The sequence below is a fragment of the Paraburkholderia sp. Ac-20342 genome (assembly GCF_017104985.1).
Taxonomy (GTDB): domain Bacteria; phylum Pseudomonadota; class Gammaproteobacteria; order Burkholderiales; family Burkholderiaceae; genus Paraburkholderia.
Map to the genome: position 1 here is coordinate 1 of NZ_JAAGPQ010000084.1, position 20,130 is coordinate 20,130.

General features: G+C 64.0%; 24 protein-coding genes. 11 read left to right on the plus strand and 13 right to left on the minus strand.

The window, feature by feature from the left end; genetic code table 11:
• Together G3N58_RS26380 and tsaE are read right to left on the minus strand one after the other, a co-directional pair.
• Positions 1–663: AMIN domain-containing protein (locus G3N58_RS26380; RefSeq protein ID WP_206000605.1), on the minus strand; the 663-nt coding region annotated here is incomplete at its 3' end.
• Positions 645–1,271, minus strand: a complete 627-nt coding sequence (gene tsaE, locus G3N58_RS26385; protein ID WP_206000614.1) for a tRNA (adenosine(37)-N6)-threonylcarbamoyltransferase complex ATPase subunit type 1 TsaE — start codon at positions 1,269–1,271, stop codon at positions 645–647. The genes tsaE and G3N58_RS26380, both read right to left, overlap by 19 nt.
• A 17-nt stretch (positions 1,272–1,288) precedes the next feature.
• On the opposite strand from tsaE, the gene queG reads away from it, so the two are divergent.
• On the plus strand, positions 1,289–2,587 hold the full coding sequence (queG, locus tag G3N58_RS26390; protein ID WP_206000615.1) for a tRNA epoxyqueuosine(34) reductase QueG: 1,299 nt from the start codon (positions 1,289–1,291) through the stop codon (positions 2,585–2,587).
• A gap of 144 nt (positions 2,588–2,731) precedes the next feature.
• Here the strand turns inward: queG and G3N58_RS34545 are convergent, their stop codons facing one another.
• Positions 2,732–3,124: a tyrosine-type recombinase/integrase gene (locus G3N58_RS34545; RefSeq protein ID WP_346778301.1), complete on the minus strand. Its 393-nt coding sequence runs from the start codon at positions 3,122–3,124 to the stop codon at positions 2,732–2,734.
• Positions 3,125–3,172: 48 nt separating this feature from the next.
• Here G3N58_RS34545 and G3N58_RS26400 point away from each other — a divergent pair, with 48 nt between their 5' ends.
• On the plus strand, positions 3,173–3,406 hold the full coding sequence (locus G3N58_RS26400) for a hypothetical protein (RefSeq protein ID WP_206000616.1): 234 nt from the start codon (positions 3,173–3,175) through the stop codon (positions 3,404–3,406).
• 55 nt (positions 3,407–3,461) lie between these two features.
• On the opposite strand, the gene G3N58_RS26405 is transcribed toward G3N58_RS26400, so the two are convergent.
• Positions 3,462–3,743, minus strand: a complete 282-nt coding sequence (locus G3N58_RS26405) for a hypothetical protein (protein ID WP_206000618.1) — start codon at positions 3,741–3,743, stop codon at positions 3,462–3,464.
• Positions 3,740–4,177 carry a DUF2778 domain-containing protein gene (locus G3N58_RS26410; RefSeq protein WP_241017243.1) on the minus strand — a complete coding sequence of 146 codons (438 nt, stop codon included), beginning with the start codon at positions 4,175–4,177 and terminating at the stop codon, positions 3,740–3,742. Before G3N58_RS26410 ends, G3N58_RS26405 begins: the two co-directional genes overlap by 4 nt.
• Positions 4,178–5,002: 825 nt before the next feature.
• Between G3N58_RS26410 and G3N58_RS26415 the strand changes: the two genes are divergently transcribed.
• The 4 genes from G3N58_RS26415 (at position 5,003) to plsY (ending at position 7,977) form a co-directional block, all read left to right on the plus strand.
• Positions 5,003–5,473: a methylated-DNA--[protein]-cysteine S-methyltransferase gene (locus G3N58_RS26415; RefSeq protein WP_167041005.1), complete on the plus strand. Its 471-nt coding sequence runs from the start codon at positions 5,003–5,005 to the stop codon at positions 5,471–5,473.
• A gap of 2 nt (positions 5,474–5,475) precedes the next feature.
• Positions 5,476–6,453, plus strand: a complete 978-nt coding sequence (gene xerD / locus G3N58_RS26420; protein ID WP_206000622.1) for a site-specific tyrosine recombinase XerD — start codon at positions 5,476–5,478, stop codon at positions 6,451–6,453.
• Positions 6,454–6,701: 248 nt separating this feature from the next.
• Entirely contained in the window at positions 6,702–7,193 is a 492-nt protein-coding gene (ybaK, locus tag G3N58_RS26425) for a Cys-tRNA(Pro) deacylase (protein ID WP_167284005.1), read from the plus strand.
• Between the two features lie 148 nt (positions 7,194–7,341).
• Complete coding sequence (gene plsY / locus G3N58_RS26430) at positions 7,342–7,977, plus strand: glycerol-3-phosphate 1-O-acyltransferase PlsY (protein ID WP_167284006.1); 636 nt, start codon at positions 7,342–7,344, stop codon at positions 7,975–7,977.
• Between the two features lie 157 nt (positions 7,978–8,134).
• Here plsY and G3N58_RS26435 read toward each other — a convergent pair whose 3' ends face one another.
• Positions 8,135–8,620, minus strand: coding sequence for a YajQ family cyclic di-GMP-binding protein (locus G3N58_RS26435; RefSeq protein WP_167041012.1), 486 nt, complete (start codon positions 8,618–8,620; stop codon positions 8,135–8,137).
• A 204-nt stretch (positions 8,621–8,824) separates the two neighbouring features.
• Here G3N58_RS26435 and murB point away from each other — a divergent pair, with 204 nt between their 5' ends.
• Positions 8,825–9,961, plus strand: a complete 1,137-nt coding sequence (murB, locus tag G3N58_RS26440) for a UDP-N-acetylmuramate dehydrogenase (protein ID WP_206000629.1) — start codon at positions 8,825–8,827, stop codon at positions 9,959–9,961.
• A gap of 191 nt (positions 9,962–10,152) precedes the next feature.
• Here the strand turns inward: murB and argF are convergent, their stop codons facing one another.
• A complete protein-coding gene (gene argF, locus G3N58_RS26445) occupies positions 10,153–11,082 on the minus strand; it encodes an ornithine carbamoyltransferase (protein ID WP_205989895.1) in 930 nt (309 codons plus the stop codon).
• A gap of 496 nt (positions 11,083–11,578) precedes the next feature.
• On the opposite strand from argF, the gene G3N58_RS26450 reads away from it, so the two are divergent.
• Positions 11,579–11,926 carry a DUF3579 domain-containing protein gene (locus G3N58_RS26450; RefSeq protein ID WP_167041020.1) on the plus strand — a complete coding sequence of 116 codons (348 nt, stop codon included), beginning with the start codon at positions 11,579–11,581 and terminating at the stop codon, positions 11,924–11,926.
• A 219-nt stretch (positions 11,927–12,145) separates the two neighbouring features.
• On the opposite strand, the gene rpsT is transcribed toward G3N58_RS26450, so the two are convergent.
• Positions 12,146–12,424, minus strand: a complete 279-nt coding sequence (gene rpsT, locus G3N58_RS26455) for a 30S ribosomal protein S20 (RefSeq protein ID WP_167041022.1) — start codon at positions 12,422–12,424, stop codon at positions 12,146–12,148.
• Here rpsT and G3N58_RS26460 point away from each other — a divergent pair.
• The 3 genes from G3N58_RS26460 (at position 12,423) to G3N58_RS26470 (ending at position 15,414) form a co-directional block, all read left to right on the plus strand.
• Entirely contained in the window at positions 12,423–12,593 is a 171-nt protein-coding gene (locus G3N58_RS26460) for a hypothetical protein (protein WP_167041025.1), read from the plus strand. The genes rpsT and G3N58_RS26460 overlap by 2 nt on opposite strands.
• Positions 12,594–13,015: 422 nt before the next feature.
• Positions 13,016–14,566 (plus strand): murein biosynthesis integral membrane protein MurJ, encoded by a 1,551-nt coding sequence (gene murJ, locus G3N58_RS26465; RefSeq protein ID WP_167284008.1) that lies wholly within the window; start codon positions 13,016–13,018, stop codon positions 14,564–14,566.
• Between the two features lie 5 nt (positions 14,567–14,571).
• The gene (locus tag G3N58_RS26470) at positions 14,572–15,414 is read left to right on the plus strand and encodes a SirB1 family protein (RefSeq protein ID WP_167041257.1); all 843 of its coding nucleotides are present in this window, start codon (positions 14,572–14,574) and stop codon (positions 15,412–15,414) included.
• A 171-nt stretch (positions 15,415–15,585) separates the two neighbouring features.
• Here the strand turns inward: G3N58_RS26470 and G3N58_RS26475 are convergent, their stop codons facing one another.
• From G3N58_RS26475 to lpxK, 5 genes are all read right to left on the minus strand, one after another.
• A complete protein-coding gene (locus tag G3N58_RS26475; RefSeq protein ID WP_206000631.1) occupies positions 15,586–16,344 on the minus strand; it encodes a 3-hydroxyacyl-CoA dehydrogenase in 759 nt (252 codons plus the stop codon).
• Between the two features lie 218 nt (positions 16,345–16,562).
• A complete protein-coding gene (adk, locus tag G3N58_RS26480; RefSeq protein ID WP_167041031.1) occupies positions 16,563–17,228 on the minus strand; it encodes an adenylate kinase in 666 nt (221 codons plus the stop codon).
• Positions 17,229–17,447: 219 nt separating this feature from the next.
• Entirely contained in the window at positions 17,448–18,242 is a 795-nt protein-coding gene (gene kdsB / locus G3N58_RS26485) for a 3-deoxy-manno-octulosonate cytidylyltransferase (protein ID WP_205989897.1), read from the minus strand.
• Positions 18,243–18,474: 232 nt separating this feature from the next.
• On the minus strand, positions 18,475–18,678 hold the full coding sequence (locus G3N58_RS26490; protein ID WP_007180583.1) for a Trm112 family protein: 204 nt from the start codon (positions 18,676–18,678) through the stop codon (positions 18,475–18,477).
• Positions 18,659–19,675 carry a tetraacyldisaccharide 4'-kinase gene (gene lpxK / locus G3N58_RS26495; protein ID WP_167041037.1) on the minus strand — a complete coding sequence of 339 codons (1,017 nt, stop codon included), beginning with the start codon at positions 19,673–19,675 and terminating at the stop codon, positions 18,659–18,661. Before lpxK ends, G3N58_RS26490 begins: the two co-directional genes overlap by 20 nt.
• Between the last annotated feature and the right edge of the window lie 455 nt (positions 19,676–20,130).

Below are 20,130 nucleotides of genomic sequence, written 5' to 3' on the forward strand. Positions count from 1 at the left end.
TCCGGCGCTTGTGCCCGCGCCGCCGTTCTGCGCATAGCGCTCGAAGAACGCCTCGCTGTTGTCGGCGGGCGGCGTGGTGCCGGGCCCGGCGAGCGCGGCGGGCGGCGCGCTGTTTTCCTCGTTGAGGGCCTGCTGCTTGCGCTCGGTTTGCGCGAGCAGGTCCATCAGCGGATCGGGCGCGACGGCCGGATACAGATCGAACACGAGCCGGTACTTGTACGCGCCGACCGGTTGCAGGGTGAACACCTGCGGCTTCACCGAACCCTTCAGATCGAACACCATACGCACGACGTGCGGCTGATATTGCCCGACGCGCACCGACGAAATCTGCGGATCGTTCGGCGTGATCTTGGAGACGAGGTCCTTGAGCGCCTGATCGAGATCGAGACCGCTCAGATCGACGACGAGCCGGTCCGGTCCCTGCAGCAGTTGCTGCGTGTTCTGCAGCGGCTGATCGGATTCGATCGTCACGCGCGTGTAGTCGCGCGCGGGCCATACGCGCACGCCGAGCACCGAGCTCGCGAAGGCGAGACGCGGCGCGACGAGGCCGAGCACCAGCGTGGACGCGCCTGCCCGCAGAATCTGCCGGCGCCGCCAGTTATGCGTGGCGCCCGCGGCGGATTCGATCGAGTGGAACGGTTTGATCAACATCTTTCGAGACATGCCTTTCCTGATTCGCTATATGCCCGTGCGACGAGTACGCGTGCGTCTCCGTCACCGTCGAGCGCAAGCGAGAAGACGAGATCCGGGATGCCGAGCAGCGGGCCCGCGCGTTGCGGCCATTCGACGAGGCAGACCGCGCCGCTGTCGAAATATTCGCGAAAGCCTGCATCGGCCCATTCGGCCGGATCGCTGAATCTGTACAGATCGAAGTGATAGAGCGCGAGTTCCCCATGAGTTCGTTCGAGCACATAGGGTTCGACGAGCGTGTAGGTGGGGCTGCGCACGCGGCCGGTGTGACCGAGGCCGCGCAAGGTCGCGCGCACGAGCGTGGTTTTGCCGGCGCCGAGATCGCCGATGAGCTGCACCTGCAGACCGTGGAATGCCTGGCTGCTTGCCGCGTTGCTTGCCGCTTCGGGCTGCCGTGCCGACAGCGGTGCCTGCTGCACCCGCCGTTGTGCCTGCTGTTGCGTCGCCTCGCGCACGCCTTCGATGGCCCGCGCGAAACGCTCGCCGAACGCATGCGTGGCGGCTTCGTCCGCGAGCGCGAAGGCGCGTTCGAGCAGGACGGGAGCGGATGGCAGGTGCGCGTGATCGGGATTGGCAGGCATTCTCGTAAAATGGCGTGATGAACCGAAGTTCGACGTCCCCTGTTTCATGCGAGCCCGCATCGGTCGATGCCGGGCCGGTCGCGCATGCGCTCGATGCGGCGGCGCTGCATGCGCTCGCGTTCGACATCAAGACGTGGGGCCGCGAGCTTGGTTTCGGGGCGATCGGCATCAGCGACACCGATCTTTCCGCCGCTGAAGCGCCGCTTGCAGCGTGGCTGGAAGCAGGGTGCCACGGCGAGATGGATTATATGGCGAAACACGGCATGAAACGCGCGAGGCCGGCCGAGCTTGTGGCCGGAACGCGACGTGTGATTACCGCGCGCATCGCTTATCTGCCCGCCTCGACGCTCAGTGGCGAGGCCTCTGAAAGTGCGCTGGAAGGTGTGTCGGAAGGTGCGCGCGGGGGTGCGCATGAACACGCTTCCGAAAGCTCGCCGCAAGACGCCGTGCGCCCGCGCAACTGGCGCGCGGCCGAGCATGCGCGGCTCGCGGACCCGTCGGCGGCGGTGGTGTCGGTCTATGCGCGCGGCCGCGACTATCACAAGGTGATGCGTCAACGCCTGCAACAATTGGCCGATAGAATCGAAGCGGCAATCGGGCCGTTCGGCTATCGCGTGTTCACCGATTCGGCGCCGGTGCTCGAAGTCGAGCTGGCGCAGAAGGCGGGCATCGGCTGGCGCGGCAAGCATACGTTGCTGTTACAACGTGACGCGGGCTCGCTGTTTTTTCTCGGCGAAATCTACGTCGACATCGCGCTGCCGACCGATGCCGAAACCTCGCCCGAGGTCGCGCCCGAAACGCCGGGCTCGCATTGCGGCAGTTGCTCGCGTTGCCTCGATGCGTGCCCGACCGGCGCGATCGTCGCACCTTACAAGGTCGATGCGCGCCGCTGCATCTCGTATCTGACGATCGAACTGAAGGGCCGGATTCCCCTCGACCTGCGTCCGCTGATCGGCAATCGTGTCTATGGCTGCGACGATTGCCAGCTCGTGTGTCCGTGGAACAAGTTCGCGCAGGCCGCGCCGGTCGCCGATTTCGACGTGCGGCACGGGCTCGATCGCGCGTCGCTCGCCGAGCTGTTCGCATGGAGCGCGGACGAATTCGATACGCGCATGCAGGGCAGTGCGATTCGCCGCATCGGCTACGAGAGCTGGCTGCGCAATCTCGCGGTGGGGATGGGCAACGCGTTGCGCGCGGCGCCGCAGAGTCTCGGCGAAAAGGCGCGCGCGGAGATCGTCGCGGCATTGCGGGCGCGTGCCGGCGATCCTTCCGACATCGTGCGCGAGCACGTGGAGTGGGCGCTCGAAGCGGCGTAGAGTAGCTGCAATTCGGTAGCTGTAATTCGGTAGCTGTAATTCGGTAGCTGTAATTCGGCAGCCGCAATTCGCGGCGGCGGGGCGCTGTGCGGGTTTTTCATTTGCGCTCGCCGCTCAAGTTTTGAGCACGTTCTAGACGCTATTCTAGACAATGTCTAGAACTTTGCTCCCCCACGGAAGATCCAGATCGATGCTCGACGTCTCTGGAATCGCCTCCTTGATGTAGATCTCCGTCGTCTGCGCGCTCGTGTGCGCGAGGCGCGTCTGGATCGCTTCGCGGTGCTCGCCGCGTTTCGCCGCGTCGGTCGCGCCGATGGCCCGGATGTCCTTGAACTGCACGTCGAGCGTCACTTCGGCCTGCGCCTTCGCGCGGCGCCACATCGAATTCAATCCGCTCCTGGTGTACGGCGTGCCAACGCTGCGGCGGCGCAGGCAGGGGAACAGGCGATGGCTAATCGCGCGAAGGCTGACAAGGAGGCGGCCGCGCTCGCGCCCGGTGAGCTCGGCCGAGCTCGACAAGCTCGACAAGCTCGACAAGCTCGACAAGCTCGACAAGCTCGGCGCGCTCAGAAAGGACCAGCAATCATGAAAATCGTACGGGTGCTTCTCGCGGCGGTTCTGTCAGGGTGCGCTATCCAGCAGCCTGTTCAGCTACCGTCGGCGCCGATCGTTCCAACGACAATCGTCGACAAGGGTTGCGAGTGGGTGAAGTTCATCACGGCAAGTGCTGACGATACGGAGGCGACGAAACGGCAGATCATCGCCCACGATCAAGCCTTCGTCGCGAACTGTCCTGATGCAGCTCCCGGCTCAGATTAACTGCGACTGAGCTTGCAATCCACCGACACCGGCGCAACCAGCCGATTGCAAGCTCCTACAGTGAGTCGTCAAGCCTTTGTCGGTATCGGGCGATGCACCGGCGGTAGATCAGGATAGCTGCCACGAACGCAAACACGGTGCCAGCTGATGAAATGAAGAATGCCAGATCAACTTCGTCAGATGCGGTCTTGCACTTGAATTTCAGAAGCAGGAAGTTCCAGACCGGATTTGAAAAATTCAAGGGGGTGTCTGGATGTGTGGCCCACCAGTATGCGTCGGCGAAAATGGCAACTACCAGACATGCAGCAATCGCTATGCAAACCAGAACCCTTTTCATTTCACGGGCAGCTCCCCGTACGCTTTGAGCTGCGACCCAGGAACAGCCAGCTTGGGTGTATCAGTGAGAATTGCACGGATCCGATGCCAGTCACCAAGATTCTCAATCGTCACGCAACCTTCGCTTTTTCCTATTCGGCCTTTGGGGTGCAGTCTGAAATTACCACGCAGGATACCGTCGCAAATAACGTGGTCATCATCAATACTCCCATCGATCGCATAAAGGGAAAACCACTCACTCTTGTTATTGCCATTCAGGTTTAACCAGTCCATCAGAGGGCCTACTGTCCCGCCTGACTTTCTATCAAAAATATAGTATCTGCCGACGGGAATTGCGCCATAGTTCGGTGTGCATGACAGGGGTGCTTTATTGATATGACTGCCTTGACCCGAAAAAGCATCAAATTTCAGGGCGCCAATCTCGAACTTACTCATTGGCTTACCGCTCAATCTAAAGGTGCATTGAAGCATGGGCTCTCCGAATCGACTATTCAGCGGAAAATCTGAATAATCATGTTATGTAGGAGGGCGCATGATCGTCCACATCTATCTGCGGGGCTTGCAATCGGCTGGTCGCAAATAATGTGAGCCGGTGTCGATGGATTGCAGGCCGACGTGGATGATTGCAAGCTCACAGGATCACCCGCACTGGGGGTTGCGATACGTTGCAACATCGTGGACAACTGTCAACGAAGGCTGCGGGAGGTCAGTTGGTGTTAGCCAATATGCATCACGTGGCTAGTGGAAGAGGTATACCCGCATCGAGCACGAGGACGGTACGGCCCTCCATATCAGGGAACACGAGGACGAAACCGTTCAGGTGTTTATCGGAAATACCGTTGGTTATTCTACCGGCGCGGGTTTCTAGCAATTTCAGAATCGGTACACGTTTGCGGCTTATGAGCTGAGTGACCAACCGCCGTAGCCAGTGCCAAATCGCGAGAGCCCTTATTTAAGCGCCCAGCCAGCACGCCCGCTGTAGTGGCGCAGGAGTGCTCTCAATGGCGGAAAAGTGTCTAGAACCAACGGCGTATACTCTAGCGTAACGCGGTTTTCAGTCGCTTAAAAAATAGGCGGATTCTAGACGGGGTTTGCCGACCACCTTTTCCAGCAAAGCTTTGCTGGGAGTGCATTCCGGCATGGGGTGCTGGTCCGCTACATGGCGGGCGCGCCATGCAAACCTGCGGCGCGGGCGTGCTGCTTGCGCCGTGCCGCGCGTCATGCAATCCTTCAGGCCGCGCGAATGAGGAGCGGGCAATCATGTTCAACGCAGTGATCGATGCGCCGTTCGGCAAGGTCGGCATCCGTCTCGAAGGCGAGGCCGTGCGCGAGATCGTCTATCTGCCGCAGTCGACGCGCAATATCGCGCCCGATACGCCGCTCGCGCGCGAGGCCGCCGCGCAGATCGAGCGTTACTTCGAGCAGGCATCCGCGCCGTTCGAGTTACCGCTCGCCGCATGCGGCAGCGCGTTCCAGCGGCGCGTGTGGCAGGCGATCAGCGAGATTCCGCCCGGCGTCGTGCTGACCTATGGACAGCTCGCCAAACAGTTGGGTAGCGTGCCGCGCGCGGTCGGCCAGGCGTGCGGCTCGAATTTCTTTCCGATCGTGATTCCGTGTCACCGCGTCGTGAGTGCGAGCGGGATCGGCGGATTCGCGCATCATGCGGGCGACGGTTTCTTTCGCAACGTGAAGCGCTGGCTGCTCGCGCATGAGGGTGTTCCGTACGCATGAGCATGACCGATACCGACATTTCCACCGATATCGCGGCGGTCGCATCGGCCGCCGCGCATACCGGCGACGCGGCGAACGCGTCGCCGCTGCTCGTCACGAGCGGCGCGTCGATCGACGCATTCTGCGACGCGCTGTGGCTCGAACATGGCCTGTCGCGCAACACGCTCGACGCGTATCGCCGCGATCTGCGGCTCTTCTGCGAATGGCTCGCGCACGCGCGCAACGCGTCGCTCGATACCGCGAGCGAGGCCGACCTGACCGCCTACAGCGCGGTGCGGCAGAAGGACAAGGCGACCTCGGCGAACCGGCGGCTCTCGGTGTTTCGCCGCTATTACGCGTGGGCGGTGCGCGAGCATCGCGCGGCCGTCGATCCGACGCTGCGCATCCGCTCGGCGAAACAGCCGCCGCGTTTTCCGTCCACGCTGAGCGAGGCGCAGGTCGAAGCACTGCTCGGCGCGCCCGATATCGACACGTCGCTCGGCTTGCGCGATCGCACGATGCTCGAACTGATGTACGCGAGCGGCCTGCGCGTCACCGAGCTCGTCACGCTGAAGAGCGTGGAAGTGAGCCTGAACGACGGCGTCGTGCGCGTGACCGGTAAGGGCTCGAAAGAGCGCCTGATTCCGTTCGGCGAAGAGGCGCACGCGTGGATCGCGCGTTATCTGCGCGACGCGCGCCCGGCGCTGCTCGGCGCGCGCGCGGCGGACGCGCTGTTCGTCACGACGCGCGCGGAAGGCATGACGCGCCAGCAGTTCTGGAACATCATCAAGCGGCACGCGCAGGCGGCCGGCGTGCATGCGCCGTTGTCGCCGCATACTCTGCGGCACGCGTTCGCGACGCATCTGCTCAATCACGGCGCGGATTTGCGCGTCGTGCAACTGCTGCTCGGCCATACCGATATCTCGACCACGCAGATCTACACGCACGTCGCGCGCGAGCGGTTGAAGTCGCTGCATGCGCAGCATCATCCGCGCGGGTGAGGTTTGGCGATCGCGGTGGTAGGGTCGCGAGTCGCGCGCGGCGGCAAGCGCCGGAATTTCGCTGATGCGCGCGGGCAGGGCGGCGAGCAACGCGGCAATGTCGATCGTGGAACGGATGGATGAAACCGGATTCAACGCTGTCTCCTCACGCCAGCCTGATTCCGAACGATCGTGCCACAGCCGCTGGACCCGCACAATTGGCCGTTCGGCAAATAGCCGTCGCGCGGACTCGCCATTACAATGCGCCGATGAGCAAATCCAGACACGTCTCCGAAACGCCGGCCACACAGCTGTTGCGCCGCCACGGCGTCACCTTCGGCGAGCATCCTTACGACTATGTCGAGCACGGCGGCACCGGCGAATCGGCGCGCCAGCTCGGCGTGGACGAGCATCATGTCGTGAAGACGCTCGTGATGGAAGACGAGCATGCGAAGCCGCTGATCGTGCTGATGCACGGCGACCGCACCGTGAGCACGAAGAACCTCGCGCGGCAGATCGGCGCGAAGCGCGTCGAGCCGTGCAAGCCCGACGTCGCGAACCGGCATTCGGGTTATCTGATCGGCGGCACGTCGCCGTTCGGCACGCGCAAGCCGATGCCGGTGTACGTCGAGTCGAGCATTCTCGAGATGGACCGGATCTGGCTGAACGGCGGGCGGCGCGGCTTTCTCGTCAGCATCGAGCCGAAGGTGCTCACCGAATTGCTGGCGGCGCAGCCGGTGCAGTGCGCGAGTGTCGACTGATTTTTCAGGCGACGCCGGCCTGAATGTTGGCCGGACTGTTTTTCGCGCGGACGCGTTCGGTAGAATGTGCGCCGCCCTGTTTCGACGGGCATGCCCTGATGCGGTTGGGGTGTCGAGTGTCAGACCGCGATCCTTATAAGAGTCCCAGATGCAAAATGTGATCGTTGCTGTCGTTGCCTATCTGATCGGTTCGCTGTCGTTCGCTGTGATCGTGAGCGCCGCGATGGGTCTCGACGACCCGCGTTCGTACGGCTCGGGCAACCCCGGCGCCACCAACGTGCTGCGCAGCGGCAGCAAGAAGGCGGCGATTCTCACGCTGATCGGCGACGCGTTCAAGGGCTGGCTGCCGGTCTGGTTCGTCGTGCATGTCGGCTTGCGTTACGGGCTCGACGACAAGTCGGTGGCAATTGCGTCGCTCGCCGTGTTTCTCGGGCACCTGTATCCGGTTTTCTTCCGCTTCAAGGGCGGCAAGGGCGTGGCGACCGCGGCCGGCGTGCTGCTCGCGATCAACCCGACGCTTGGCGTCGCCACGCTGCTGACCTGGCTGATCGTCGCGTTCTTCACGCGCTATTCGTCGCTCGCGGCGCTGTGCTCGGCGGTGTTCGCGCCGCTCTTCTACGTGTTCCTGTTCGGGCCGCGCATCGTCGCGCTGGCGGTGCTGGTGATGAGCGCGCTGCTCGTCTGGCGCCATCGAGGCAATATCGCGAAGCTGATGCGCGGGCAGGAGAGCCGGATCGGCGACAAGAAGAAGGCGGCGAGCCCGGCGGCGGGGAACGATCTTTGAGGCGGGGTTGAGTGGCCGTGGCGGTTTGACGTCCGCTTCGGCGCGCAAGTCGTCGCGGATGCAAGGCTTTCCGATGTTTTCGATACCGCGGCGGCGGCTGTCCGGGCGCTGGCGCGAGGCTTGCCGCCAGCCCCGCCAAACCTCGCCGCCTAGTCGCCTAGTCGCGGAAATTGTTGAAGTCGAGCGGCGTGTCGGTCACGTCCTTGCGCAGCAGCGCGATCACGCTTTGCAGATCGTCGCGCTTGCCGCCGGTCACGCGCACCGCGTCGCCCTGAATGCTCGCCTGCACCTTGATCTTGCTGTCCTTCACGATGCGCACGATTTTCTTCGACAGATCGCCGGACACGCCCTTCTTGATCTTGATGACCTGCTTGACCTTGTCGCCGCCGATCTTCTCGATCTTGCCGTAGTCGAGAAAACGCACGTCGACATTGCGCTTGGCCATTTTCGACAGCAGCACGTCTTTCACCTGGCCGAGCTTGAAGTCGTCGTCGGCGAAGGCGGTGAGTTCGTTTTCCTTGTGCTCGACGCGCGCGTCGGAGCCCTTGAAGTCGAAGCGCGTGGAAATTTCCTTGTTGGACTGTTCGATCGCGTTCTTGACTTCGATCATGTTCGCTTCGCAGACGACGTCAAACGATGGCATTGCATTCTCCCAATAGTGCGGCGGTGCGCGACGCGGCCGGTCGGCTGCTCGCGGGGCACTCGCTATAATCACGGACCGGACGTCATTTTACCGACGCCGCTCCCTTTTGCCCAAGGCCGCCGCGCGGTGTCGCGAGAGCGGCCGATCCGGCGCCCGACGGCGCTACTTTGTCGCCAGTCGACGTTTCCCCTGATTTTCGTTCCGATGTCCCGATCCGATTCCGCCTCCGGTTCCGTAGCTGCTTCTGCCGCCGTTTCTGTGGCGGCGTCCGCCGCTTCCGTTGCCGATTCCGCCGCGCTTCTCGCCGACTATTCGCTGAAGGCACACAACACGTTCGGCTTCGACGTGCGTGCGCGGTTTGCCTGCGTGATCGAGCGCGAGCCGCAACTGCTGGCCGCGGTGCGCGATCCGCGCGTCGCCGGCTTGCCGCGCCTCGTGCTCGGCGGCGGCAGCAACGTCGTGCTGACCGGCGACTTCGCCGGGCTCGTGCTGCTGGTGGCGCTGCGCGGCCGCCGCGTCGTGCGCGAGGATCAGGACGCCTGGTACGTCGAAGCCGCCGGCGGCGAGCCGTGGCACGAGTTCGTCGCGTGGACGTTGGCGCAGGGGCTGCCCGGCCTCGAGAATCTCGCACTGATTCCGGGCACGGTCGGCGCGGCGCCGATCCAGAACATCGGCGCATACGGGCTGGAGATGTGCGAGCGCTTCGTGTCGCTGCGGGCGATCGAGCTGGCGACCGGCGAAGCGATCGAACTCGATGCGCAGGCGTGCCGTTTCGGCTACCGCGACAGTTTCTTCAAGCGGGAAGGGCGCGAGCGTTTCGTGATTACCTCGGTGACGTTCCGTTTGCCGAAGCACTGGCAACCGCGCGCCGGCTACGCGGATCTGGCGCGCGAGCTGGCGGCGCAAGGCTATGAGGTCAGCGCCGAGACGGCCGGCGGCGTGCGCCCGCAGCCGACCGCGCAGGCGATCTTCGACGCGGTGGTCGCGGTGCGGCGCGCAAAGCTGCCCGATCCGCTGCAACTCGGCAACGCGGGCAGCTTCTTCAAGAATCCGGTGATCGAAGCGGCGCAATTCGATGCGCTCAAGCGCCGCGAGCCCGACGTCGTGTCTTATCCGCAGCCCGATGGCCGGGTGAAGCTGGCCGCGGGCTGGCTGATCGACCGATGCGGCTGGAAGGGCCGTGCGATGGGGGCGGCGGCCGTGCACGACCGGCAGGCGCTCGTGCTCGTCAATCGCGGCGGCGCGAGCGGCGCGCAGGTGCTGGCGCTCGCGCGGGCGATCCAGCGCGACGTGCTCGAACAATTTGGCGTGGAACTGGAGGCGGAACCGGTATGCCTGTGACGCGCGGCTTCGGGTTTTGTCGTGGCGGAAATAAAAAAAGCGCCGGGCGTGTTGTCCCGGCGCTTTTTTGTTTCTGGCTTCAGTCGTGCCGCTGCGTGGGCGCTTGCGACGCCCCGGACGCATGCCGGGCGTGACGCCGGCGGCGGATGCCTTGCCTCGTATTCAAGGCCCCGTCGCGCTTGCGCCCATGCTCAGTGGTTGAGCTTGCCGAGCAGCAGGAATTCCATCAGCGCCTTTTGCACGTGCAGACGGTTTTCCGCCTCGTCCCACACCACGCTTTGCGGACCGTCGATCACTTCCGCGCTGACTTCCTCGCCGCGGTGGGCGGGCAGGCAGTGCATGAAGAGCGCGTCCGGATGCGCGCGCGCCATCATGTCGGCATCGACGCACCAGTCAGCAAAGGCTTGCTTGCGCGCTTCGTTTTCGGCCTCGAAGCCCATGCTGGTCCAGACGTCGGTCGTCACGAGGTCGGCGCCCGCGCAGGCCTCGTTCGGATCGTCGAATTCTTCGTAGAACGGCGCGCTTTCGGCGGCGACGAGCGCGTGGTCGACCTTGTAGCCCGGCGGCGTGGACACGCGCAGCTTGAAGCCGAGAATCTGCGCGGCTTCGATCCACGTGTAGAGCATGTTGTTCGCGTCGCCGACCCAGGCGACCGTCTTGCCGCGGATCGGGCCGCGATGCTCGAAGTACGTGAAAATATCTGCGAGCACCTGGCACGGGTGGTATTCGTTGGTGAGCCCGTTGATGACCGGCACCCGCGAGTTGTCGGCAAAGCGCTCGAGGATGTCCTGGCCGAACGTGCGGATCATGATGATGTCGACCATGCGCGAAATGACCTGCGCGGCGTCTTCGATCGGCTCGCCGCGGCCAAGCTGCGTGTCGCGCGTGCTCATGAACACCGCGTGGCCACCTAGCTGGAAGATGCCCGCCTCGAACGACAGACGCGTGCGCGTCGAATTCTTTTCGAAGATCATCGCCAGCGTGCGGTCGTGCAGCGGGTGATAGGTCTCGTAGTTCTTGAATTTGCGTTTCAGGATGCGCGCGCGTTCGAGCACGTACTCGTAGTCTTCCAGCGAGAAATCCTTGAACTGCAGGTAGTGGCGAATTTTCTTGGCGGTCATAAAACAAATACGGCGGTCTCACCCGGCAGGGTTGCCGGACTGCGCCGCCGTCGTTTGGTGGTAACTCAATGCAGGATAAAGGATTTCTCCCCGTTTGACGAGTCGGCCAGAGGGCCGGGAGAGGGGTCTGAAAGCGTCTCGCGGACACCGCGGCGTGCCTGTGTGCGGTGCGGAAGAAGGTCCGCTGCGCTATAATCTCAGGGTTATCCCAAGCCCGGCAAGCCGATGTTCCGTATCGAGAAATACGGCGCAAACGCGGCTCGCAAGGTGCGGAAAGCCTGTCGCGGCGTGGCCGTCTTGGCAGGCGTCAAGGCGGTTCAGCCGGTTCCCGCAGCCGTTCTCGTGGTGGGTTCGTTAGTGTTTGCGTTTGCGTCAGCCTGCGTCGCAGGCGGTCGCAAGCGACTGCCGTGCATGCCGTCCGCGGCGAGTCCGGGCGCACGGCCGGTGCATCGCCGGTTTGCCGTCATCCGCTGGGCAGTTACACAGGTATTCCTACATGGCCGAAGCAGCTCCAATCGAATATTTCATTCAGGGCATCACGTCGACCGGAAAAAAGTTTCGGCCGAGCGACTGGTCGGAGCGGCTCGCGGGCGTGATGTCGTCCTTTGGGCCCGGTGTGAGGAAGGGGCCGAACGCCTATATGCAGTACTCGCTGTACGTTCGGCCGACCATGGTCGGCGACCTCAAATGCGTGATTCTCGATTCGCGCCTGCGCGACATCGAGCCGATGGCTTTCGACTTCGTGCTCAATTTCGCGAAAGACAACGACCTCGTCGTGACCGAGGCCTGCGAACTGGAACTCGAGCACGCGCCGCCCCCGCAAGCCAAGCGTCACGTGATCTGAGGCAGGCTGACCGGTCGGTCGAGGCAAAAACAAAAACCCGCGAGTAGCGGGTTTTTTTACGGCCAGGCATTGCGAGGCATTGCGGCCGGGCGGGGCCAAACTCGGTGTGTTTGCCGGAACGTGGGCGCAAACGGCCCGTGCGAAACAAAAAAGCCCGCCAAAGCGGGCTTCTCGTGCAGCGGAAACAGGAGGTGGCCCACCGAAGCGGGCCGACCGGAATTACTGCGCTGCGGGCGCTTGCAGACCCTTGACGGCTGCAGCGAGGCGGCTCTTGTGGCGAGCTGCCTTGTTCTTGTGAATGATGTTCTTGTCGGCGATGATGTCGATGGTCTTCGACGATGCCTTGAAGATTTCAGCGGCCTTAGCCTGGTCGCCTGCGTCGATTGCCTTGCGGACAGCCTTGATAGCCGTGCGGAACTTCGAGCGCAGTGCCGAGTTGTGCGAGTTTGCCTTCGCGGCCTGGCGGGCGCGCTTGCGTGCTTGTGCGGAGTTAGCCATGACGGTTCCTTATCCTGTTCCTGTTTCCAGTACCCGCCATTCGTGTGGCGAGGTGCTGCTTCTCGATCCGAACCCCTGGAAGCGATTGCCCAAGGGCGCAAAAGTGTCGAAAAAATCGATCGAACTACGCGAAGGCGGGCCCGTGTTTCGGGTTGTTCCGGCGGATTGACAGGTGGCGTGGCGCCAACCCGAGAATCTTGTCCGAAAAACCGTTCGAAAATTGAGCGAGCTTCGAAACCGACGATTATAGCAACAAAATCAGGCACGTGGCAACGACAATGCGTGACTGTGCAACAGCAGCCGGCGTGGTGTCATGCCGGAAACCTATGCTTCGGGCGCTGGCCTTATGAAACCGCAGAGGAAAGGGCGAAGCGCTGGCCGTATGCGCCAGGCCTGAACAGAGAACCGAACCGGGAGGCTCATCCATCCGACTCGCCGGCAAAATCCGCCGCGTCGAGCCGGAAAAAGCACAGAAAAGTACGAAAAACAACGCTTTGCAGCCCATTGCCGCGAACGTCCTCGCGGCAAATCGGTCCGAATCGCGTTCCGGCTCGTCGTCCGCATTTGCGGCACCCGTATAATAAGCGCCCCATGAATCTATTCCGAGCCCTGCTGACGGTCAGCGGCTTCACGCTGCTGTCGCGCGTGACCGGACTGGCCCGTGAAACACTGATCGCCCGTGCGTTCGGTGCCAGTCAATACACTGACGCGTTCTACGTCGCCTTTCGCATTCCCAACCTGCTGCGCCGGATTTCCGCCGAGGGCGCGTTCTCGCAGGCCTTCGTGCCGATCCTCGCGGAGTTCAAGAACCAGCAAGGCCACGACGCCACCAAGGCACTCGTCGACGCGACCTCGACCGTGCTCGCGTGGGCGCTCGCCGTGCTGTCGGTGCTCGGCGTGCTCGGCGCGTCGGGCGTTGTGTTCGTGGTCGCATCGGGCCTTGCGCACGAGGGCCACGCGTACGATCTCGCGGTCGCGATGACGCGCATCATGTTCCCGTACATCATCTTCATCTCGCTGACGTCGCTCGCGTCCGGCGTGCTGAACACGTACAAGAACTTCTCGCTGCCCGCGTTCGCGCCGGTGCTGCTGAACCTCGCGTTCATCGCGGCCGCGGTGTTCGTCGCGCCGCATCTGCAGACGCCGGTCTACGCGCTCGCGTGGGCGGTGATCGTCGGCGGCGTGCTGCAGTTCATCGTGCAGCTGCCGGGCCTGAAGAAGATCGACATGGTGCCGCGCATCGGCCTGAATCCGTTGCGCGCGCTCGCGCATCGCGGCGTGAAGCGGGTGCTCGCGAAGATGGTGCCGGCGATGTTCGCGGTGTCGGTTGCGCAGATCAGCCTCATCATCAACACGAACATCGCGTCGCACATCGGTCCGGGCGCGGTGTCGTGGATCAACTACGCCGACCGGCTGATGGAGTTTCCGACCGCGCTGCTCGGCGTCGCGCTCGGCACGATCCTGCTGCCGAGCCTCTCGAAGGCGCATGTCGACGCCGATTCGCACGAGTATTCGTCGCTGCTCGACTGGGGGCTGCGCGTCACGTTCCTGCTCGCAGCGCCGAGCGCGGTGGCGCTGTTCTTCTTCGCCGAGCCGCTGACCGCCGTGCTGTTCAACTACGGCAAGTTCGACGGCAACTCGGTCGTGATGGTGAGCCGCGCGCTCGCCGCCTACGGCGTCGGCCTGATCGGCCTGATCATGATCAAGATTCTCGCGCCGGGCTTCTACGCGAAGCAGGACATCAAGACGCCGGTGAAGATCGGCGTCGGCGTGCTGATCGTGACGCAGTTGAGCAATTACGTGTTCGTGCCGGTGTTCTCGCATGCGGGGCTGACGCTGAGCGTCGGGCTCGGTGCCTGCATGAATGCCTTGCTGCTGTTCATCGGTCTGCGCAAACGCGGCATTTACATGCCGTCGAGCGGCTGGCTCAGGTTTTTCGTGCAGTTGCTCGGCGCGTGTCTCGTGCTGGCCGGGGTGATGCGCTGGCTCGCGATCAGCTTCGACTGGATCGGTATGCATAGCCAGCCGCTCAACCGCATCGTGCTGCTCGGCGCATGCCTCGTGCTGTTCGCCGCGCTATATTTCGGTATGCTTTGGCTGATGGGCTTCAAGTACGCGTATTTCAAAAGGCGAGTGAAGTGATCACGATGACGCGGGTTCTCGATTATTTCAGCACGCTCGTCGCCGATGACGAAAGCCTGCCCTTGACCGAGACGGCGCTCTCGCTCGCGCAGGACGCCTATCCCGACCTCGATCTGCAGGCGGCGCTGTCCGAGCTCGATGAACTGGTGCTGCGTCTGCGGCGCCATATGCCCGAGGATGCCGACATCCGGCAGAAGGTCGGCGTGCTGAACCGGTTCTTTTTCCGCGAACTCGGTTTCGCCAGCAATCTCAACGATTATTACGACCCCGATAACAGCCATCTGAATGCGGTGCTGAAGCGCCGTCGCGGCATTCCGATTTCGCTCGCGGTGCTGTATCTGGAGATGGCCGAGCAGGTGGGTATTCCGGTGCGCGGCGTATCGTTTCCGGGCCACTTTCTGCTGCGCGTGACGACGCCCGACGGCGACGTGATGCTCGATCCGACCAATGGCCATTCGCTGTCCGAAGCGCAGATGGTCGAGATGCTCGAGCCGTACGTGGCGTCGGCTGGCGACTCGATCGGCCGCGCATTGCGCATGCTGCTGCAGCCGGCCACGCGCCGCGAGATCATCGCGCGGATGCTGCGCAATCTGAAGGCGATCTATCTGCAGACCGAGCGTTGGCAGCGGCTGCTCGCGGTGCAGCAGCGGCTCGTCATTCTGCTGCCGGACAATATCGAGGAAGTGCGCGATCGCGGTTTCGCGTATGCGCGGCTCGACTATCTGCGTCCCGCGCTCGAAGACCTCGAAAACTATCTCGGTGACCGCCCCGATGCGGAAGATGCCACGGTGGTCGAGTCGCAACTGCATGAGTTGCGGCAGCGCACGCGGCACGATGGCGGCGCATGACGGGGGCAGGGCGGCGCGCGCTGGCGCATAACAGCGCATAACGGCCGTGCGCGGTTTTAAGCCCGCATAAAACGCAAAAGCCTGCACAGGGTTCATGTGCAGGCTTTTTTTCGCTTCGCGCCGCAGGCCGCGCGAGGGCGGCATGGCCTCGCGTTTCAGGCGGCCGTCATTTCACTTCGGCTGCATGCGAATCGCGCCGTCCAGACGGATCACTTCGCCGTTCAGCATCGGGTTGTCGAAGATCTGCTTGGCGAGCATCGCGTATTCCGCCGGTTTGCCGAGGCGCGGCGGGAACGGCACCATCGCGCCGAGCGCGTCCTGTACTTCCTGCGGCATGCCGAGCAGCATTGGCGTTTCGAAGATGCCGGGCGCAATCGTCATGACGCGAATGCCATTGCGTGACAGGTCGCGCGCGATCGGCAGCGTCATGCCGACCACGCCGCCCTTCGACGCGGCGTAGGCCGCCTGGCCGATCTGACCATCGTACGCGGCGACCGACGCTGTGCTGATGATCACACCGCGCTCGCCATACGCGTTCGGTTCGTTCTTCGACATCTGCATTGCCGCGAGCCGGATCATGTTGAACGTGCCGACCAGGTTGATCGAGATCGTGCGCGCGAACAGATCGAGCGGATGCGCGCCATCCTTGCCGACCGTTTTCGCGGCCGGCGCGACACCCGCGCAATTGACGAGACCGCGCAGCGTGCCGAGTTTGGCCGCGGCTTCGACGGCTTGCTTCGCGTCCTCTTCGCGGCTCACGTCGCATTTGACGAACACGCCGCCGAGTTCCGCCGCGAGCGCTTCGCCCGCGTCCACGTTGAGGTCGGCGAGCGCGACCTTGCCGCCGTTTTCGGCGATGAGGCGCGCGGTAGCGGCGCCGAGACCCGATGCACCGCCGGTGATCAGGAATGCGTTGTCACGAATTTCCATGTCTTCTCCTTTGCTGCGGTTACTCAGTGCTGTTTCGATCGAGTCTGGGTTCGCCGACCGATTGTAGCGGTTGTGCTGCGATGCAAAAGGCTAGCGCGTCCGTGTGACGCTATGCCTTCTCCCGGCAAAAGTCGGTCGCGTCCCGAGCGGCGCGCATCAATGAAAAACCCGCCGGAATAGGCGGGTTTTTCGTCGAACGCAGGCGGCGTTCGGCGTGCTTACTTGAGCGCGTCGAACGCGCGGGCGCGGATTTCGTCGACGCTGCCGAGGCCCGAAATGCGGCGGTATTGCGGTGCCTTCAACTGGGTCGAGGCGTCGCCGTGATTGGCCCAGTCGTTGTAGTAGTCGATCAGCGGTTTGGTTTGCGACTCGTACACTTCGAGGCGCTTCTTGACCGTTTCTTCCTTGTCGTCGTCGCGCTGGATCAGCGGCTCGCCGGTTACGTCGTCGATACCTTCGACCTTCGGCGGATTGAACTTGACGTGATACGTGCGGCCCGAGGCCGGATGCGAGCGGCGGCCGCTCATGCGCTCGATGATCTCGTCGAACGGCACGTCGATTTCCAGCACGTAGTCGATCGCGACGCCGGCCTGCTTCATGGCCTCGGCTTGCGGAATCGTGCGCGGGAAACCGTCGAACAGATAGCCGTTCGCGCAGTCCGGCTGTTGCAGACGCTCTTTCACGAGGTTGATGATGAGTTCGTCCGTGACGAGCTCGCCCGCGTCCATGAAGCGCTTCGCTTCGAGACCGAGCGGCGTGCCTGCCTTGACGGCCGCGCGCAGCATGTCGCCGGTGGAAATTTGCGGAATGCCGAATTTTTCCTTGATGAAGTTTGCCTGAGTGCCCTTGCCCGCGCCCGGTGCACCCAACAGGATCAAACGCATGTGATATCTCCAGATCTATGTGAATTCTTTGGTGACGCGGCAACTATCCCGGCGACGCTGACTCTCCGAAGGGCTCGCATCGGCTGGCCGTTGCGCGTTTCGCGCTGCACGTCGAAAACGACGGCGCTGCGGAAGGCAACGTTGCGATCGGGACAACCCTGGGTGTCGCCTGTTATGGGGGCGCGCACAACCGTCCGATTATGCCATGGCTTCCCGCGCTCAAGACCCGAATAAAGTCCGCACGCGCGCGAGATCGGCGGGGGTATCGACACCCGGCAGCGGCACGTCGTGCGTGACGAGCACGGCGATGCGCTCGCCGTGCCACATCGCGCGCAACTGTTCGAGCGCTTCGGCCTGTTCGATCGGCGAGATCGCGAGACTCGGGTACGTGCGCAGGAATTTCGCGCGATAGGCATACAGGCCGATATGCCGGTACACGACCGCAGGGGCGGGCGGCGTGGGCATCGACGCGACGTTCGGCCAGTGCGGCTGCCATGCGTCGCGTGCCCACGGAATCGGCGCGCGCGAGAAGTACAGCGCGACGCCGCGCGCATCGGGCACGACCTTGACGACGTTCGGATTGAAGATTTCGGCGGGGTCGCTGATCGGATGCGCGGCCGTGGCGATCGCGCAGCCGTTCGAGGCCGCGAGATGCGCGGCGACGCCATGCACGAGCGCGGGGTCGATCAGCGGCTCGTCGCCCTGCACGTTGACGACGATCGTGTCGTCGCTCCAGCCGAAGCGCGTCGCCACTTCCGCGAGACGGTCCGTGCCCGACGGATGATCGGCGCGCGTGAGCACCGCGTCGAAGCCGTGAGCGTGCGCCGCGTCGAGCACTTCCTGCGCATCCGATGCGATCAGCACCTGCTGTGCACCCGACTCGCGCGCGCGTTCGGCGACCCGCACCACCATTGGCTTGCCGCCGATGTCGGCGAGCGGCTTGTTGGGCAGACGCGTCGAGGCGAGGCGGGCCGGCACGACGGCGATAAACGGATGAGTGGCGGTGTGGGTCATCGAATGAGAAGGCGGGCGGCGATAAAAGCGAGGGCAGCGGTTGCGCGCGCGGCGCGCCGCGGATTCGGGCTGAAACGACAAGCAGCGCTGAACGGCAAAACGGTGGAACGACGTGCGAATCTGCGGAAAGGCGGCGAACCGGCGGCTACGGGCGATGCGAAGAACTCGGCGAAACCGCGTGCCTCTCAACCGTGTACTGCCGCACTCGCCGCTTTGCTTCGGGCAACCGGATTCAGGCAACCGAACCCGGATTCAGATCGACCGGCGTGCCTTCCACGGTTTGCCGCGCTTCGTCGACGAGCATCACGGGGATGCCGTCGCGGATCGGATAGGCGAGCTTGTCCGCGTTGCAGATCAGTTCCTGCGCGGCGCGGTCGTAGCTGAGCGGGCCCTTGCAGATCGGGCAGACGAGGATTTCAAGCAGGCGAGCGTCCACGGACTTTCTCCACAACTAATGCAGTGAGGCGATGATCGAGCGCGGCTTCGACCGGGACTACCCAGATGCGCGCATCGTGCCAGGCCGCCAATTTTACCGCATCCTTTTCCGTAATCAGGATCGCATCGGCGTCGACGTCGGCGAACGGATTGCGCTCGAAGGCGTAGTGATCGGGCAGCGCGCGGGTCGCCGGCGCGAGGCCGGCCGCGCGCAGCGTCGCGAAAAAGCGCTCGGGCGCGCCGATGCCGGCCGCGGCCAGCACGCGCTGACCGGCGAATTGCGCGAGCGGCCGGCGCAGCGCGGGATTGTCGAGATGCCATGCGTCGGCCGGCGCGAGCTGCAGCGCGAACGTGTTGGGCCAGGCGGGCAGCGTGCGCGCGTACGGATCGTTAATGAGCGTCGCGTCGCGGCGGCGCGACAGCGGCTCGCGCAGCGGACCGGCCGGCAGCAGGAAACCGTTGCCGCCGAGCCGGTGATCGAACACGACCAGTTCGACGTCGCGCGCGAGCCGGTAATGCTGCAGACCATCGTCGCTGACGATCACGTCGACGTCGCGATGCGCGGCGCACAGCGCCTGCGCGGCCGCCACGCGATCCGGGCAGACCCACACCGGCGCGCTCGTGCGGCGCGCGATCAGCAGCGGCTCGTCGCCGCCGACGCTTGCGGAAGAGCCCGGCGTGACGGGTGTCGGTGTGCTCACGCGTGCGCCGTAGCCGCGCGAGACGACGCCGGGCGTGAAGCCCGCGGCGCGCAACGCCTCGACGAGCGCGATCACGGTCGGCGTCTTGCCGGTGCCGCCGACCGTGACGTTGCCGACCACGACCACCGGCACGCCAACGCGCACCGTTTTTAACCAGCCGAGCGAGAAGGCGGCACGGCGCGCAGCCGCGATCGCGCCGAACACGCAGGCGAACGGCGTGAGCGCCCATGCGAGCGGTCCGCGCTGCTGCCACTCGCGCGCGAGGCGCGCTTCGAGACGGTCGTTGAGTTCGCTCATGAGCCAGTGACGGACACGGCTTGCGCGCCGTACGCCGGACGAGGGCGGCGCGGCGACGCGAAGGCGTCATGCGCAATACGCGGGGTCTGCATCAACGCGGTTCTCCGGGCAATCGTGGTGAGGCGAAAAATGACGTGGCGGCAAGCGGCGTCTGTCGTGTCGTGTCGTGACGGCACGCCGCGACGGCCGGCATCGCCGCGTTCGCGGCGGGTTCGGCATGCCGCCGAACCCGCCACTCTAGCGCGCGGGCATCCCGCCCGGCAAGTCGCGCGGCGCGTGTTAAGCGTCTGCTCACGTCTTCTGCCGCGATCCGCAGCCTGTGGATAACTTTGTGGAGAACCAGCCTGCCGATTCGTGGAAAGCGCCGCTCCGTGCGCTCCGGATCGGCCTGCCCGGTCTTTATTGAGATATAAACGCCATATAAATCAATAGCATGCCTCGAATTCACATGTTGT

Bases quoted from the DNA above. Each gene is read 5' to 3' on its own strand.
- argF (WP_205989895.1), bottom strand. From the start codon at position 11,082: ATGACCGCCAAGAAAATTCGCCACTACCTGCAGTTCAAGGATTTCTCG.
- xerD (WP_206000622.1), top strand. From the start codon at position 5,476: ATGACCGATACCGACATTTCCACCGATATCGCGGCGGTCGCATCGGCC.
- G3N58_RS26400 (WP_206000616.1), top strand. From the start codon at position 3,173: ATGAAAATCGTACGGGTGCTTCTCGCGGCGGTTCTGTCAGGGTGCGCT.
- plsY (WP_167284006.1), top strand. From the start codon at position 7,342: ATGCAAAATGTGATCGTTGCTGTCGTTGCCTATCTGATCGGTTCGCTG.
- lpxK (WP_167041037.1), bottom strand. From the start codon at position 19,675: ATGAGCGAACTCAACGACCGTCTCGAAGCGCGCCTCGCGCGCGAGTGG.
- G3N58_RS26460 (WP_167041025.1), top strand. From the start codon at position 12,423: ATGACGGTTCCTTATCCTGTTCCTGTTTCCAGTACCCGCCATTCGTGT.
- adk (WP_167041031.1), bottom strand. From the start codon at position 17,228: ATGCGTTTGATCCTGTTGGGTGCACCGGGCGCGGGCAAGGGCACTCAG.
- G3N58_RS26470 (WP_167041257.1), top strand. From the start codon at position 14,572: ATGACGCGGGTTCTCGATTATTTCAGCACGCTCGTCGCCGATGACGAA.
- G3N58_RS26405 (WP_206000618.1), bottom strand. From the start codon at position 3,743: ATGAAAAGGGTTCTGGTTTGCATAGCGATTGCTGCATGTCTGGTAGTT.
- tsaE (WP_206000614.1), bottom strand. From the start codon at position 1,271: ATGCCTGCCAATCCCGATCACGCGCACCTGCCATCCGCTCCCGTCCTG.
- G3N58_RS26435 (WP_167041012.1), bottom strand. From the start codon at position 8,620: ATGCCATCGTTTGACGTCGTCTGCGAAGCGAACATGATCGAAGTCAAG.
- G3N58_RS26415 (WP_167041005.1), top strand. From the start codon at position 5,003: ATGTTCAACGCAGTGATCGATGCGCCGTTCGGCAAGGTCGGCATCCGT.
- kdsB (WP_205989897.1), bottom strand. From the start codon at position 18,242: ATGACCCACACCGCCACTCATCCGTTTATCGCCGTCGTGCCGGCCCGC.
- G3N58_RS26475 (WP_206000631.1), bottom strand. From the start codon at position 16,344: ATGGAAATTCGTGACAACGCATTCCTGATCACCGGCGGTGCATCGGGT.
- murJ (WP_167284008.1), top strand. From the start codon at position 13,016: ATGAATCTATTCCGAGCCCTGCTGACGGTCAGCGGCTTCACGCTGCTG.
- G3N58_RS26450 (WP_167041020.1), top strand. From the start codon at position 11,579: ATGGCCGAAGCAGCTCCAATCGAATATTTCATTCAGGGCATCACGTCG.
- queG (WP_206000615.1), top strand. From the start codon at position 1,289: ATGAACCGAAGTTCGACGTCCCCTGTTTCATGCGAGCCCGCATCGGTC.
- G3N58_RS26410 (WP_241017243.1), bottom strand. From the start codon at position 4,177: ATGAGTAAGTTCGAGATTGGCGCCCTGAAATTTGATGCTTTTTCGGGT.
- ybaK (WP_167284005.1), top strand. From the start codon at position 6,702: ATGAGCAAATCCAGACACGTCTCCGAAACGCCGGCCACACAGCTGTTG.
- murB (WP_206000629.1), top strand. From the start codon at position 8,825: ATGTCCCGATCCGATTCCGCCTCCGGTTCCGTAGCTGCTTCTGCCGCC.
- rpsT (WP_167041022.1), bottom strand. From the start codon at position 12,424: ATGGCTAACTCCGCACAAGCACGCAAGCGCGCCCGCCAGGCCGCGAAG.